At 54.8% G+C, this 15,159-nt stretch carries 16 protein-coding genes, 1 tRNA gene and 1 riboswitch; of the genes, 11 read left to right on the forward strand and 6 right to left on the reverse strand.

Annotated features, from left to right (window positions below; translation table 11 throughout):
• The first annotated feature begins 3 nt into the window (after positions 1-3).
• A complete protein-coding gene (lspA, locus tag AOP6_RS01030; RefSeq protein ID WP_155874789.1) occupies positions 4-489 on the forward strand; it encodes a signal peptidase II in 486 nt (161 codons plus the stop codon).
• Positions 490-542: 53 nt separating this feature from the next.
• Here the strand turns inward: lspA and AOP6_RS01035 are convergent, their stop codons facing one another.
• The 5 genes from AOP6_RS01035 to AOP6_RS01055 form a co-directional block, all read right to left on the reverse strand.
• A complete protein-coding gene (locus tag AOP6_RS01035; RefSeq protein ID WP_155874790.1) occupies positions 543-1,490 on the reverse strand; it encodes an RluA family pseudouridine synthase in 948 nt (315 codons plus the stop codon).
• A gap of 23 nt (positions 1,491-1,513) precedes the next feature.
• A complete protein-coding gene (locus AOP6_RS01040) occupies positions 1,514-1,984 on the reverse strand; it encodes an LEA type 2 family protein (RefSeq protein WP_155874791.1) in 471 nt (156 codons plus the stop codon).
• Between the two features lie 47 nt (positions 1,985-2,031).
• Entirely contained in the window at positions 2,032-4,080 is a 2,049-nt protein-coding gene (locus tag AOP6_RS01045; RefSeq protein WP_155874792.1) for an ATP-binding protein, read from the reverse strand.
• A 167-nt stretch (positions 4,081-4,247) separates the two neighbouring features.
• Positions 4,248-4,736 (reverse strand): PaaI family thioesterase, encoded by a 489-nt coding sequence (locus AOP6_RS01050; RefSeq protein WP_155874793.1) that lies wholly within the window; start codon positions 4,734-4,736, stop codon positions 4,248-4,250.
• A gap of 186 nt (positions 4,737-4,922) precedes the next feature.
• The gene (locus AOP6_RS01055) at positions 4,923-5,084 is read right to left on the reverse strand and encodes a hypothetical protein (RefSeq protein ID WP_155874794.1); all 162 of its coding nucleotides are present in this window, start codon (positions 5,082-5,084) and stop codon (positions 4,923-4,925) included.
• A 166-nt stretch (positions 5,085-5,250) separates the two neighbouring features.
• Here AOP6_RS01055 and AOP6_RS01060 point away from each other — a divergent pair, with 166 nt between their 5' ends.
• From AOP6_RS01060 to AOP6_RS01090, 7 genes are all read left to right on the forward strand, one after another.
• Positions 5,251-5,883, forward strand: a complete 633-nt coding sequence (locus tag AOP6_RS01060) for a DUF502 domain-containing protein (protein WP_225897321.1) — start codon at positions 5,251-5,253, stop codon at positions 5,881-5,883.
• 123 nt (positions 5,884-6,006) lie between these two features.
• Positions 6,007-8,373 carry a transporter substrate-binding domain-containing protein gene (locus AOP6_RS01065; RefSeq protein ID WP_213194690.1) on the forward strand — a complete coding sequence of 789 codons (2,367 nt, stop codon included), beginning with the start codon at positions 6,007-6,009 and terminating at the stop codon, positions 8,371-8,373.
• Positions 8,374-8,387: 14 nt separating this feature from the next.
• A complete protein-coding gene (locus AOP6_RS01070) occupies positions 8,388-8,858 on the forward strand; it encodes a glycine zipper 2TM domain-containing protein (protein WP_155874796.1) in 471 nt (156 codons plus the stop codon).
• A 122-nt stretch (positions 8,859-8,980) separates the two neighbouring features.
• Complete coding sequence (locus AOP6_RS01075; protein WP_225897393.1) at positions 8,981-10,054, forward strand: calcium/sodium antiporter; 1,074 nt, start codon at positions 8,981-8,983, stop codon at positions 10,052-10,054.
• A gap of 72 nt (positions 10,055-10,126) precedes the next feature.
• Entirely contained in the window at positions 10,127-10,777 is a 651-nt protein-coding gene (locus AOP6_RS01080) for an outer membrane beta-barrel protein (protein WP_213194692.1), read from the forward strand.
• A 104-nt stretch (positions 10,778-10,881) separates the two neighbouring features.
• Positions 10,882-10,958: transfer RNA gene (locus AOP6_RS01085), tRNA-Pro, on the forward strand.
• A 295-nt stretch (positions 10,959-11,253) separates the two neighbouring features.
• Positions 11,254-11,328: riboswitch (cyclic di-GMP riboswitch) on the forward strand.
• 401 nt (positions 11,329-11,729) lie between these two features.
• A complete protein-coding gene (locus AOP6_RS01090) occupies positions 11,730-12,275 on the forward strand; it encodes a hypothetical protein (protein ID WP_155874799.1) in 546 nt (181 codons plus the stop codon).
• 556 nt (positions 12,276-12,831) lie between these two features.
• Here AOP6_RS01090 and AOP6_RS01095 read toward each other — a convergent pair.
• A complete protein-coding gene (locus tag AOP6_RS01095; protein WP_155874800.1) occupies positions 12,832-13,548 on the reverse strand; it encodes an MBL fold metallo-hydrolase in 717 nt (238 codons plus the stop codon).
• 832 nt (positions 13,549-14,380) lie between these two features.
• Between AOP6_RS01095 and AOP6_RS01100 the strand changes: the two genes are divergently transcribed.
• The 3 genes from AOP6_RS01100 (at position 14,381) to AOP6_RS01110 (ending at position 15,078) form a co-directional block, all read left to right on the forward strand.
• A complete protein-coding gene (locus AOP6_RS01100) occupies positions 14,381-14,623 on the forward strand; it encodes a hypothetical protein (RefSeq protein ID WP_213194693.1) in 243 nt (80 codons plus the stop codon).
• A gap of 18 nt (positions 14,624-14,641) precedes the next feature.
• The gene (locus tag AOP6_RS01105) at positions 14,642-14,773 is read left to right on the forward strand and encodes a DUF3096 domain-containing protein (RefSeq protein WP_155874801.1); all 132 of its coding nucleotides are present in this window, start codon (positions 14,642-14,644) and stop codon (positions 14,771-14,773) included.
• A gap of 68 nt (positions 14,774-14,841) precedes the next feature.
• On the forward strand, positions 14,842-15,078 hold the full coding sequence (locus AOP6_RS01110; protein WP_155874802.1) for an SHOCT domain-containing protein: 237 nt from the start codon (positions 14,842-14,844) through the stop codon (positions 15,076-15,078).
• The last annotated feature ends 81 nt before the right edge of the window (positions 15,079-15,159 follow it).

The following is a 15,159-nucleotide window of genomic DNA, read 5'->3' on the forward strand; positions in this document are numbered from 1 at the left end:
CTCATGCTGACTGCCCGTTATCGCCTGCTGCTGGCCATCTCCACGGTTATCCTGCTGCTTGACCAGGCGACCAAGATTTTCATCGACAAGCGCTTCGACCTCTACCAGTCGTTGACGGTGGTGGAGAACTTTTTCAATATCACCTATGTGCGCAATAAGGGGGCGGCTTTCGGCATCCTCTCCGACAGTGCCATTCGCATCCCCTTCTTCATCAGTGTATCGGTCCTGGCCTCGGTGGGCATCCTCTGGTACCTGAGCCGCGTGCATGAAGAGCAGCGTCTGCTGCAGACGGCTCTTGCCCTCGTCTTCGCCGGTGCCGTCGGCAACCTGATCGACCGCATCCGCCTGGGGGAGGTCATCGACTTTCTCGATGTCCACTGGTATCAGTATCACTGGCCGGCTTTCAACGTGGCCGACTCGGCCATCACCGTCGGTGTGGGGCTGCTGCTCTGGGACCTGTGGAAAGAGGAGCGGGCGCGGAAACGCTGAAGCCCGTATCAGACTGGATGTTAAAAACCGGCCCTTCGAGGCCGGTTTTTTTATTAGAGCCCGAGATTGGCGTAGTCAGGTGAAGTGAAACCGGCGCCGGTCAGCAGCTGAAGGAAGTCCGCGGGCAGGGGAGCCTGCAGGGTCAGGAGACGGTCGGTGCGGGGATGGGTGATGGTCAGCTCAGCCGCGTGCAACAGGTGACGGGGGCAGGTGACGGGGCCCGCCACGGTCTCCAGGTGCGCCGGCCCGCCATAGAGAGTATCTCCCAACAGGGGATAGCCGCTACCGGCCAGATGGGCACGAATCTGGTGCGTGCGCCCGGTGTGAGGACGGGCCGCTACCAGGGCGACGCCGTTGTGGCAGGACAGCGGGTTGACGGAGGTCCAGGCATGCTGTCCGCCGCTGCGAACCTCCATCGTTTTGCCTCGAACGTTGGGGCGAAGATGATTACGCACCTCAAAAGGCCTGTCTGGACAGCCCTGTACCAGGGCCAGATAGGTTTTTTCGACGCGGCGTTCGGAAAACTGCCAGCAGAGCGAGCGGTTGCTGGCCCGGTTGAGAGCGAAGAGGAGGACTCCGGTGGTGTCGGCGTCGAGACGATGCAGCAGAATAGGGTCCTGGTCGGCGCCGGCAAGCTCCCGTACCAGATCGAGAGCATTGACGGCGCCAGCGACATTGGCGTGCACGGGCAACCCCGGGGGTTTGGCCACGGCCAGCACATCTTCGTCCTGGTAAAGAATGGGCAAGGTGAATTCCCGCGTGGGTAGCGCGGAGACTTCCACGGTCAGCTCCAGGCGCTCACCGCCCTGCAAGAGTCGGCCGGCCCGTTTTTCGACGTGGTCGTTCAAGAAGACCGCGCCGCAGTCGAGGGCTCGCTTGATCTGTTTGCGGGATACCCCCGGCAGCGCATCGGTCAGGAATCGGTCAAGGCGTTGCCCCTGGCAGGCGCAGGCCACGGCCAGGCGATGCCGGCGTTTGCTGGTAGACTCGTGATTTTCCATAAAAAGTAAGGGTGCCTTGGTGCTTATTTTGTTGGACTTTTTAAAGAAATTTCGCCCTTCTCCCGCACCTGAAGCCGCGGGCGGAAGCGGCCTATATCGAGAGTGGCTTCCAGCTCATAGGCGAAGGTATCCCGCGCCTGCTGCATCAGTGACGCGAACAGGTTGATGCTGCTGAGCAGGTCGGCAGAAGCGTTCAAAGTGACATCCCCCTCGCCATAGGGGGCGATTTCGGGCAGATCGTTGGCTACTCCCATAAGAACCCGCTGTCCTTCGAGCCTTACCGTATAAACGATGCCCTCCAGCTTCAGGGGCGCGCGATTGGGGTTGACGATATGCAGACCAATTTCGAAATTGGGGGCCATGCCGGCGGACGGCAGCACCCGAAAGGAGCGAATGCCGACGGTGGGTGTCTCAAAGCTGGGATCAAGTCCGGCGCAGCCGGCCATGAGAATAAAAAGGCTCAGGTAAAGAGCCAGCCGGATGGTTCTGCTCATGTCTTTTGCCTTTCGCATAAAAGGAGATGTTTGGAGAGCCACCGTGGTCAGGGGCGGGCGTCCTTTTCGAGGGGGAGGGAAAAGGAGACGGTCGTTCCCTTGCCTGGGACGCTTTCTACCTCGATGTGGCCGCCATGAGCTTCCAAGATCCCCTTGACGATACCCATTCCCAGCCCCATGCCGGGTACGGCGGTGTCGGAGCTGTCGACCCGATAGAACTTGTCAAAGATACGGTCGAGATCTTTTTTCTCCATGCCGATGCCTTCGTCCCGCACCTCAATCCTGATGTCCTGGTCACTGAACGTGCCGCGAACCCGGATGGGGCTGTCAGGGCCTGAAAACTTGACGGCGTTGCTCAGCAGGTTTTCCATGACCTGCTCGATTTTATATGGGTCCACCAGAATTTCCCGTGGACCCTGGTCGGGCCAGTCCAGTTCGAGGCGCCGCTGGCGGAACTCCTTCTGGTAAGCGTGTACGGAGGCGGCAATCTGGGCCCGGATATCGCAAGGCTGCTTTTCGATGTGAATCAGGCGCCCCGCCTCAACCCGGCTGATATCGAGCAGGTCATCGATGACGCGCTCCAATACCTCCGATTTATCATAAATGATGGTCAGGTATTCGTCGCGCTGCTCTTCAACAAAGGTCTTCTCTGCCAGCAGCAGCTCTGCAAAACCTTTGATGGAGGCCAGAGGCGTTCGCAGTTCATGGGCTGCCGTGGCGATGAACTCACTTTTCATGCGATCGATCTCGCGCTCCCGGGTGATATCGTTGAAAACGACGATCTCTTTGTCCTCGATGGAGGCGTAGCGGGCTAAAACCTCGCGCACGGAGCCGTCCTGGCAGGTGACGGACAGCGCCTGGGTTTCGATGGGCTTGCCGGCCTGCCGGGCCTGCATAACTGCATCGGCGAAGTTTTTTTCCACGCGGTCCCGATAGGCCTCATCAGGAAAGGCCCGCAGACGCCAGTCGGCCAGGGTGGAAAATTCGGTGAGAGTATAGCCAAACAGATCTGTAAAGGCCCGGTTCGCGTAGGTGATTTCCCGGTGTCCCTCCAGGATAAGAAGGGGAATGGGAACCAATTCGAGGAGCAGCTGCAGATATTGCTCCTTGGATTTGAGAATGGCTTCGGCCCGGCGCAGTTCAGTGACGTCGTGGCCAATGCAGTGCAGGCCGGCGTATTCGAAGGAGGCATCGTAAAGCGGGGTGTTTTTCCATTGGATGCGCACCCGGCGACCGTCTCTGCACTGATTCTCGTTTTCGTTCTCCAGAAAAGGATCGGAAGTCTGCAGGGCGGTATCAATCATTTCCCCCAGATTGCGTCCGGAACTGTCGACTTCCGGTACGATGGTGCCGACCACCTTCTGACCGACCAGCTCCTCATAGGTGTAGCCGAAAAAATCCTGACCGTACTCGTTGATGAAGGTGACTTTCCCTTCCCGATCGATCTGCAGGATAATCACCCGGGATTGCTGAACCAATTCCCGGTACTGGCGTTCGCTGGTATCCAGAGCCAGCTTGCGGCGAATGTGCGCCTCTTGCGCCGCCAGAAGTTTGGCGAGCAGGACGGTGACCACGGGATAGATAATCAGCGTTGGGACAGTTATGTTCCGTAGCGCGGGCAGGGCCAGCTCGGTCGGCATGGTGAACATGAGAAGAAGAACGACCGTCTGTACGCCGAAGCCGAAAGCATACCAGACCCAGCCGGACAGCTGGTAAACGCGCCCAGGCCCGTATTTTTTCAAAGCCAGGCCGAGAAGTCCGGAGGCCAGTATGGTCAGAACGCCGGGGAGGGTGCCGGGTCCGGACAGGTAGAGGCGATAAAGTGCCGAGATACCGGCGGCGACGAGGGTCGGTATAAAGCCGAAGAAAGCGCCGCCGACGCTGAGCAGGATGGAACGGCTGTCAAAGATGACACCAGGGGCCAGTTGCCAGGGGTTGGCGATGAGGCCGACGGTGATCATGCCGATGAAAAAGCCGGTGGTAAGCTTTCGTCCCAGGGTGTCCGGATACTGCTGGATGGTTCCGTAGAGAGCACCGAGGGCCAGCAACAAGATGGTGTTGTGCAGAAAGTCGAGGATAATGGGTAGACCGGGCACGTTGACTCCCTCGCGCAGGGTAGGTAATTCCGCGTCCGTTACGGCAGGACGAAGGGGCTGATAGGCAGACGGATTTTCATTGCAGCGGGATTCCGTAGATTCTGCCGCAGAAGCCTATGCCTGTCAACGTGCCCTTGTGGACGAAATCGCCATCCGCAGAACTTTTCTTATGGAACCTGAACCGTGATACAGAGTGCTTCAGCTTCGGCATATACGGTACCATCCCGGCAGAGACGGCCACGCACCTTGACCTTGCGTCCCTGCACGGAGACGATGTCGCTTTCGACGGTCACCACCTGCTCGAGGGGAAGCATGTTGCGGAAACTGACGTTGAGATTGCCGACGACCACCGAGTAGCCGGCCGTCCAGGCTGCCAGCCCCAGGACTTCGTCAAAAACGGCGGCCATGGCGCCGCCATGGGAATGTCCCGGCGGGCCTTCGGTTTCGGGGCCGAACCAGACCCTGGCCTGCAGCCGCCGTTGGCCGTCGCAGTAATAGCGAACCCGATAGCGGTTGCCGTCGGGCTCGCCGGAGACAAAGCGCAGGGAAGCGCCTACCAGCGAGGGGGCGTCAAAGGGGGTCCAATCCGGCTCGCCGCTGAGATCGACGGGGGGGGCGGGCGGTGAAGTTTCAGGCTGGGCGATGACTTTCTCCAAGGGAATTCTCCTTCCGAACCCAAGAGGGGGGTGTTGGTGTCTGGCTCGATAGTAAAAGGATCGATCCCCAAATGCAACGTTTGTTAGGTCGGCCAGCAGGCGTCATTACAAATAAGCCGGCCCCTTGCGGGGCCGGCTGTCAGGGTTGTTTTTGGTTGGCGGACTCAAAAACCGCCTGGTCGTTACTCAATGCCTGGTTGGTTCCTTTTCCGTGTCATGCTCCGTGGTCATCTTCTTCCCTTCTTCGCGGGGGTGACCGTATTTTTCGTCACAGGTCTCACAGGTGAAGGGGTTTTTGGTTTCCAATTCCGAAAATGCGTCCGTGAATCGATCTTTCATTCCTTTCATGACCCTTCTCCTTTCTCTCGATTCAGAGTAGATTGATGTTTGACTACACTCTAGCATATATAACCAAAATTGTCATCTTTTCGCCGAAAAAGGGTGAGCACAGGTCAATTTATTTTTGATATAATCAACACTTGTGGGATTTAGAAAGAAAGGAAAGGATTTTTCAGTGAAACGACTTGGCCGCATCATGTTTCAGGGCTTGGCCGCCATTCTGCCGGCAGCTCTGACCATCTATATCCTGTTCTGGTCCGCCACCACCGCCGAAAAACTCCTCGGTGGGGTCATCCAGATGATTGTGCCCGAAAGGTTCTATGTGCCGGGCATGGGACTTCTAGCCGGTGTTTTCGTGATCTTTTTACTGGGGCTGGCTCTCAACGCCTTCCTGGTGCGGAGGTTGTTCGATTTCAGTGAGTCACTGATGAATCGCATCCCCCTGGTCAAGACCCTCTACGGCTCGGTGAAAGATTTTGTCGGTTTCTTCTCCCATCAGAAAAATCGCGAGTTCAATCAGGTGGTGACCCTTGAATTGAACCTGGGTGGAATGCCCATGCGCTTCCTCGGGTTTGTCACCCGCACCGATTTTCACGATCTTCCCAAGGGCATCGGCCAGGAGGGAGAGGTTGCCGTGTATCTTCCTTTGTCCTACCAGATTGGCGGTTACACGGTCATGGTGCCGCGTTCGGCGGTGAAGCCGGTCGATATCTCCATGCAGCGGGCCATGGGGTTTGCGGTGACCGCCGGCATGTTCACCGAAAAGGGGCGTCCCGCCCCGCCGCAGAAGCCCTTGAGTTCGCTCTAGCGGCAACAGGTTCGCCCGTAAGTCGCCTCTGGAAGCTGGTCGTCGGCGTGGTATTCTTGAGGGGTGACCAGCCCTCATGCAGATGATGAGATGCATTCTGGGATGTTGTCGGGAGGGAGGATCATGGGCCTTTTCCAGGTTCTGTCCATAGAGACAGTCCGATTCGTGCGCACCATCCTGGGTGTCATTCTGCTGTGCCTGCCCGTCATGGTTGGGGCCGATCCCGGGCCGCAACCCACCGTCGCCGTCAGGGTGGCGGTTTTGAGCAACTCTCCACCCCTGCAGTTTTATGATCCCGAACAGAACAGGGCCGCCGGCTTTGCCGTTGATATTTTTGAAGCGGTGGCAAGACGGCAGGGTTTTAAGCCCAGCTATGTTTTTGCCGACACCTGGTCCGAGGTCATCGCTCTGGTCAGCAAGGGGCAGGCCGATGTGGCCGCCAGCCTGGCCGTCAGTGAAGAGCGTCAGCAGCAGCTCGTCTTCAGTGAAGTTATCGACACGACCCCGGTCTCGGTTTTTGTCCGGGCCCGTGATGCCGTGGTGACCGGACTGGATCCCGGCACGCACGTGGGGACCACGGAGGGAAGTTTCATTCTCGCCCATCTTGAGAAGATCCCTGACCTGGAGGTTCATACCTATAAAAGTGTTCCGGAAGGGCTTTTCGCTTTGCTGGCCGGCCGGGAAGATGCCTTTGTCGCCGGCGAGAACCTTTTTCTCAAGGAAGCTCGCGACGCCCATCTGGAAAATCGCATCCGCACCCTTGGAAAACCGCTGCTCGACAGCAAGCGGGCCATGGCGGTGGCCCCGAGCAAACCCGGCTTGCTGGAAAAACTCAACGAAGGCATTCGCGAGTTGGTCGCCTCTCCCCAATACCGGGAGATTTATATCCGCTGGTATGGAAAGCCCATCTCCTACTGGACGGTGAAGCGCATCCTGGCCCTGATGTCGGGCCTGCTGGCTGTCACCATTGCCGGCTTACTTTACTGGCGCTATCAGTCCGTGAATCAGTTGCATGAGGCCCTGAGCGAGAGCGAAGCGCGCCTGCGTCAGGCCATGGACGCCACCAGTGACGGGCTGTGGGCCTGGGATTTTAAGAACCGACAGGTCTATTACAATCCCAATTACTACCGGATGCTCGGTTTTGAGCCGGGAGAGTTTCGAGCCGATATGACCAGCTGGCAGGAACGTCTCCACCCCGACGACCGCCAGGACACGCTGGCGGCATTCGAGACCTGCCGCACCAGCAAGGGGGAGCGCTTCGAGCGCGAGTTCCGCCTGCGGGACAAAGACGGTGGCTGGATCTGGGTGCTTGGCCGCGGTGAAGCCGTAAAGCGAAGCGAGGACGGCCAGGCCCTGAAGATGATCGGTACCCATGTCAATATCACCGCCCTCAAGCAGGCGGAAGAGACGATGCGGGAAGCTCTGCGGGATGCAGAGGCGTCCCGAGATCGCGTCAACGCCATTCTTGAGTCCGTGCCCGATGCGCTGATCGTGGCGGACAAGGACAGGCGTCTGTTGCTGATGAACCAGGAAGCGGAAAAACTCTTTGGACGAAAAGGGGAAAGCCTTACGGGGCATTCATTGGATGAAATCATCCGTGACCCTCTTCTCTTCGACGTGGTCAGCGGGCCACGGACAGGGGACGAAAGAACTCAGGTGGCCTATGTGGATCTGCCCCATCCCGAACTTGGCGGAATCCGCCACTTTCAGGCCATATCCGCTGCTGTTCAGGGGAGGTCGGGCGATGGCTCGGGGACTGTCACCCTGCTGCGGGACATTACCCGGGAACGTGAAGTCGATCGCATGAAGAGCGAATTCATATCGATCGCCGCCCACGAACTCAAAACTCCCCTGACGTCCATCATAGGCTATGCCGATCTGCTGCTGCGCGAGGAAGAACTGGGTCCTTTCACCGATGAGCAGCGCCAGGAGTTTCTTTCCTATATCCAGCAGAAAGGGGATGTTCTGGAGCATCTCGTCGATGACCTGCTCAATCTCAGCCGGATCGAGGCCGGCCGTCCTCTTGTGCTCGATAGGCAGCCCTGTAATCTGACGGCCCTCATCCGCGCCCTCATTCCGCACCATCAGCGGGAGACCGATCGTCACCACTTTGAGATCGACCTGCCTGCGGACGCTGTGATCCTGAACGTGGATCGGGGTAAAATGGAGCAGGTTTTCGATAACCTGCTGAGCAATGCGGTGAAGTACTCGCCCGATGGTGGCGCCATACGCATCCGTGGTGAGCGCCTGGAAGCTGAGTTTCAGGTGACGGTCGAGGATGAAGGGCTCGGCATGACAGCCGAGCAGGTTGAGAGAATTTTCGAGAAGTTCTATCGTGCCAACTATCAAAACACGGCCGTGGGTGGCTTGGGTTTAGGCATGAGCATCGTTCGCTCCCTGGTCGAAGCCCATAACGGCAAGATCTGGGTAGAAAGCGAGCTGGGCCGGGGAACCCGTGTTTTTGTCCGACTGCCCCTGGCTTCAGTCTGAAAAAGGAGGATTTCATGAAGCGTTGTCATCAGGTTCTATCGGTATTTTCCCTCGTCTTTATTCTGCTGGCGCTGACCGCCTGTATGCCCGAGAGTCGGGCCGGCAAGACCTACAGCCGTGACCAGGCCATGACCAGTCAATCCGTTTATTACGGAGTGGTGCTGCGGGTTGAGGATGTAACGCTCGAAGGCACCCAGACCGGAGCCGGTACCGTGGGAGGCGCGGCCATGGGCGGCATGCTTGGTTCCGCTGTCGGCAGTGGCGCCGGGCGTTCCATCGCCACGGTCGGCGGGGCCATCGTCGGCGCTCTGGCTGGGTCGGCGGCGGAAAAAGGGGTGACGACCAAGGACGCCCAGGAGATCGAGGTTAGCCTCGACAACGGCGAAACTCTCATTGTCGTACAGGAAAAGGACGAGGCCTTTGTGGTCGGCGACCGTGTCCGTGTCATCCGCGGACGGGACGGCACCACGCGGGTGAGGCAGTAACGCAAACGCCGCATTGACTTTGGCGGTCGGCCGGACTATCTTTCGGCACGACCCAGGGCCAGAGCGGCCAAGGGATAAATGGGTTTTTTTACGAGACGGAAAGGATGCAGGTCTTGGGTTTCATGACATGGATTTTGCTGGTGGCCGGCTTCGTCCTGCTGGTGGCTGGGGCCGAATACCTCGTGCGTGGCGCGGCCTCTCTGGCCATGGATTTCGGGATCTCCCCCCTGGTGGTCGGCCTGACCGTGGTGGCTTTCGGCACCAGCTCACCGGAACTGGCGGTCAGCGTTTTCTCCTCTCTCAAAGGACAGGCCGGTCTTGCCCTCGGCAACGTGGTCGGCAGCAATATCTGCAACGTGCTGGTCATTCTGGGCCTGTCGGCACTGGTCGCTCCCCTGGTCGTCTCCCGTCAGGTGGTACGTCTCGAAGTGCCTATTATGATAGGCGTTTCTTTTCTGCTGGTCGGCATGGCGCTGGATGGCACGCTGGCGCGCTGGGAAGGGGTGATCCTCTTTGTTGGCGCTGTCGTCTATACCGGTTGGACGGTCAATCGCAGCCTGCGGGAGAATAAGCAGAAACCAGCGGATGATGAAGTGGATAACGATATCGTGCCGTCGTCCCGTCCCATGCAGATCGTGCAGATCGTTGGCGGCCTGGTGCTATTGGGACTCGGCTCCCGCTGGCTCGTGCAGGGCGCGGTGACCATCGCCCAGCATTTCGGCGTCAGCGATCTGGTCATCGGTCTCACCGTGGTCGCCATCGGCACCTCCCTGCCCGAGTTGGCCACCTCGGTGCTGGCCAGCATCCGGGGACAACGCGACATCGCCGTCGGCAACGTGGTTGGCAGCAACATCTTCAATATCCTCGTCGTCCTCGGCCTCACCGCCGCCGTGGTGCCTGGCGGGGTGCCGGTACCGCGTTCGGCGCTGACCTTCGATTTGCCCGTCATGCTGGTTGTCGCCGTTGCCTGTCTCCCCATTTTCCTGACCGGACATCGCATCGCCCGTCGCGAAGGGGCTCTTTTCTTTGCCTATTACGGCATTTATGCCGCCTTTTTGATCATGACGGCCATGGAGCATGAGGCCAAACCCCTTTTGGCGCAGGCCGTCCTTATCTTTGTCATCCCGCTGACGCTGCTGACCCTCGGCATCTCCCTGTGGCGGCATTTTCGCGTGGTGCCCTACGGTAAGGATTAGTTTTTCGCCAAACGACCGAAGTGTGCTAAGGTGAAGGCCTTTCAGACCTCTCTTGCCAAGGAAATGTGCGCAATGATCAAAGCCAGATTCGCACTGCTGACCTTGTTTTTTATCCTGTTCAGTCTGCCGGCTTTTGCCCAGGAAGAAGGCTTCTATGTCGCTGGCAGCTACGGCGCCCTTCTTCTCAATGAATCCGACGGAGAAAAACCCTCCGGCGACTTTGTCGTGGATTTCGATACAGGCAACGCGCTGACTTTCGCCCTGGGCTATGATTTTGGCACCAAACATCCCGATATCGGAGTGGGGCGGCTCGAACTGGAGCTGGCTCTGCGCGAAATTCCCTTAAAGGAAACGGACTTTACCGGCGCCTTGGCCACCGCCGAAGGCGATCTGGAAGTCCGCAGCCTCATGCTCAACTCCTTCGGAGAATCACGGGACAATCTCCCCTGGATTCCCTATGTCGGCCTGGGGGTCGGTGTGGCAGAAGTCCGTCTCGAAAACGCCACCACCGGCGGCGCTCCTTTTGTTGACGACAGCGACCTCGTCTTTGCCTTTCAGGCCGGCGCTGGTGTCGGTTTCATGGTCAGTGATCCTTTGACTATCGATTTCGGCTATCGCTTCCTGGGAATGACCAAGCCGGAACTCACCGCCGCCAACGGCGAAAAATTCGAGTTGGAGCATTACAGCCACCTCTTTCTGGTGGGAGCGCGCATCACTTTCTGAGCCCGGCAAAGCGGGAAGACAGGAGCTTTTCATCGGGAAAACATCCTTGCATTTCCGTCTGTTTCATGATAATTCTTTGCGCCTGTTTGCACAGAAAGCCATGTCGGGGCGTAGCGCAGCCTGGTAGCGCACCTGCTTCGGGAGCAGGGGGTCGAAGGTTCAAATCCTTTCGCCCCGACCAATAATCATAAAAGGCACCTCCATCATGGGGGTGCCTTTTTGATTTTCAAGTTTGAGGTGCCCCTATGAGCGCCTCTGGTCCATATCCGGTCTAGGGGTGTTTTCATTTTCCTGGTTGGAGAGAACTATGGTGCATCAGTTGGAAGTTCCGATCCTACGATTTGCCTCTGGGGCGGCTCCGGGGTGGCAGTTATCTTTTAACTACCTCAATCTAGTTATTCTCATTGGTTGTGACATCATGATTTAGATTATTTTAAGTTTGACATGAAATTATAAAAGATATATTTACAAAGATACTTCGAAAAGAGCAAACCCGGAGCAATCCGGTGACGCAAAGCCACGGGCCAGATGCTGGTAGCCGGGTTGCCGAAGTGGGGGAATTGTGCGCCCATCTTTGGCCAAAGATGGGCATTTTTGTGTTTATGCCCAGCGGTTTGGTTTGTTTGTGAACCATATTATATATTCTTAGCTGCCAGAAGGTACACCTATCCAGTCTTAGTGGGGCGGAAGGTTGAATATGTGCTTTACATGAAAATAATTTTGTACTTATTTGGTTGTATTGACAATTTTATTGCTAACAAATGTGTTTGATGATTGATTTTATGGATATTTATAATTTTATACTGAGTTGTCTTTTAGTGCTTTTAACTACATTCTGTTGTTTCATAAATAGGCATAAATATGTTGATAATTTACAATAATATGTGAATCAATAGTATTGATTGGATCGTCCATAATGGTTGAAATTAATTTATTATCAAGGAGGAGTTTTGTGAAAAAGTTTTTAATTATTATTATTCTGCTTTCGATGAATGTGTTTGTACCAAATCATGCTTGCAGCGAAATCAAGGATGCCAGTATCAAAAAATTAGTCAGAGAATTTCAAGAACAAGGATTCAAAACTTGTTCCGAAGAGTTAGGGAATGCGTTTGATTTTGTTGTGGACGGAGGAAATTGGAATGTTGCACAACGTTGGTCAACTGACAATACTGATCAAAAGCCTTATTATTTATATTTTATAGTACATGGTAATGACAAATCATATTCTAAATCTGGAACCGTTATTATGACCAAAACTTCTAACGGAGAGTGCTGGGGTGAATACACTAATACAACAGTCGTTCCTAATATAAGTTGTAACGATTACATACAGAAAAGTGGATTTACAAAAAATAACGGCTGGGATATAAAAATACGAGGAAAAAATGGAGATGGTGGCGAGTACATGATCATGGATGTAGATAGTTCATCTTTATTGAAATTTATTCTTAATGACTCTCCTGTTGGTTGTGTCTTTACAAAAACAGAAATTTTGTAATTTTTTATTAAAAACAAAAATGTTTTATTGTAATAGCTTAAATTTTCAACAAATATCAGTTTACTTGCAATTATGTGTGATCAATCAAAATCCGACATAATAGTTCAATATTAGACGGTCATACATTTGGAACCGACCCTCACTTACGAGTAGAATCTACCGAGAAGCTTGGGGCAGGATGGTGGTGGCAGGTGACTGGTAAGTATTTTTTTAGATGAAATGGGGAATTCCACTCGGAAAGGTCTATTGGGGGACGTCATTCTGGTAAGTAAACGTACTGAGGAGCGAAGCGAAGCTGAGCGTACTCGTCCTGCTTCGGGAGCAGGGGGTCGAAGGTTCAAATCCTTTCGCCCCGACCAATAATCATAAAAGGCACCTCCATCATGGGGGTGCCTTTTTGATTATTGACCTGACCAAATTTTAGATAAGTTTCATACGATTAAGCCAACCTTCCCGAGGTTGGCTTTTTCATTTCCAAGCTGCCTTTGAGGCCTGCCTGAGGTGCTGGCAGTGAGGCTGAGCTGCCGGTTACCCTTATCGTTCCCACGAGCCAGAGTCAGAAACCTCCAAACGGAGCGCCCGCTTCGAAACGGCGCTTCCACTCAGGGTAGTCGATGACGTAGTTATATCCGCAAACGGTTGTAAGCTGACGGCCGTCAAGAAGGTCTCGAAGCTGGTTGCTGCCGCCGATGGTCCTGTCGGCTGGACCGAAGGGGTTAAGCTTCATCCCGTCCCCGGTAAGAAAGACGTAATCGCAAATGAACAACGTTTCCTCGAATAGGTAGAAAGTGAAACCGGGTGTGTGTCCATCGAGGTGGAATGCTTCAATGCCACGATAGCTGAAGTTACGGTCAAAAAGGTTGTCAAACCTGAATGGGCGGCAGATTTCATGATTCGAGTCGGCCTGGTGGATACCTACCTTGGCGGCAAAATATTCTCGATAGAGGTTGACGGCCCCAAGAAAGTGGTGATGTGTGAACAGGATCGTATCGACTCGGGGCAGGGAGGTGTCAAAGGAAGAAGGGCAGTCGATCCAGATGGCGCCTTGGTCAGTTTCGATCCGATAGGCGGCATGCTCATACCCGAGGTCCGGTTGAGAGTTAAGCCGGGTCACCTTCTCGTTGACTGGGGTGGATATCACCTCGAACCGGGCCGAGCATTCCTTTGCCGTGATAAACTTCTCCTTCGGCGCTCCACAAAAGGGACAATTCTCCGGATGAAAATTCACCATATTGAATCCGCAGACCAGGCAGACATATTGTTCCTGTTTCATGGCTCAACCTCATGGGTGGGGAATTGGGGTCAGGAGAAGGTTTTCAATAAGATATTAACCTCGCTCCTCTTCTGAAATAACGTCTGGTTTGTCTTCTGGGCGAGCCAGACGGGGGTGGTCTAAGTCCTGCAGTTGGCTTCTAAATTCAGGGTGACTTACTTGCCTTTCTCCCGATCATAGTCATCGGGAAGTGTTTTCATGAAGGCGACCAGAGCGGCTTCGTCTGGCTCCGTCAACCCCGACCAGTTCGCCGCTGCTCATATTCTCCAGAACCTCGGGAACTACCTCGCCGTTAGCTATCTGTCTACCTCTACACAAAAGTCTGTTTGCGATGTCCAGAATCTGAAAAATCCGTTCCCTTTTAGACTTTACTCCACTTGATGACTAAAATTTAAATTTGCAAGCACCTCATATCCTCTAGATTTGAATCTCTCTAATTTTATGTGAATGTATCAGCCGAATCCCCATTGGCAATGGAGGAAATTGCTCTTTTATCGGGCAGGAAATTTCTCCTCTGCAAAAGGGCGGGTTCATTCTGATTAAAAATACAGGAAATTACTCGGCCTCCTGTTAGTTTCCGGCGGCGGCGAGACAGGATGATGACTGGATATTTTTTGTTGATTTGATAGAAACAAAGGAGGTGTCATCGGAATTCCCCGCATCCTTGGAGATTTTTTCTACCCTGAATAGTAGCAGTTGTCTCATTGCCGCCGCCACGTTGGCTGGTATTGTTGAAGACAAATGATATTGGTCATTTACAGGTTTTTAACCCTGGTTTCCGGCAGTTTGTGAAGTTTTGCCACAAACCGTTCCGGGGGGGAAGGAGTCGAAAGTGAAATTCAAACTATTTTTTTGCAGCCTGCTGCTGGCATTCGGTATGTCCGGTCTGCTTACGGGATGTGAAAAGGAAGGACCGATGGAAAAGGCTGGCAGTAAAGTCGACGAGGCCGTAGACAAGATCGACGGAGAAGGTCCGGCCGAGGAGGTCGGCGAAACTCTGGATGAAACGGCTGAAGAGGCCAAGGAAGAAGCGCGTCAATTAAAAGAGAAAGCCGAAGAATCGATAAAGAATTGATTCTTCAAGGAGTCACCCATGACTATGCAAATCGAACCACTGCTGTCCCTGCTGGCCGGTATTCTTATTCTCGTGATCCCGAAACTTTTGAATTACATCGTGGCCATTTATCTGATCCTAATCGGACTGAGCGGACTTTTCAACCTTTAGCCAGCGACGAAAAAGGAGCAGAAACGCCGCCGCCGGTATCGCCAAGATGCTGTGAAAGGAAGAAACCCATGCTGAGATTATTGATGATTACGGTCGTGAGCCTGCCCCTGATCTTTACGGTCGGCTGCAGTCGCGGCGCGGTTGGCGGCGCGGCAATAGGAGCAGGTGCTGCCGGGGCGGTATACGAATATTCCAACAAGGAAAGGTTGGAAAATCTGCGTCATGAATACGAGTCGGGTGAAATCTCCCGGGATGAATACCTGCGCAGGAAACAGGAGATCGAGGAGAGGTCCCTCATCTATTAAAGCGTCATTCCGTGAGTGCCGCCTCGTGCGGTGGCAAACATCTGCACCATTGGGGCGATCGGCACGGCCATCGCTTACAGC

The sequence above is a fragment of the Desulfuromonas sp. AOP6 genome (assembly GCF_009731355.2).
In the GTDB taxonomy this organism is placed as follows: Bacteria; Desulfobacterota; Desulfuromonadia; order Desulfuromonadales; family SZUA-540; genus SZUA-540.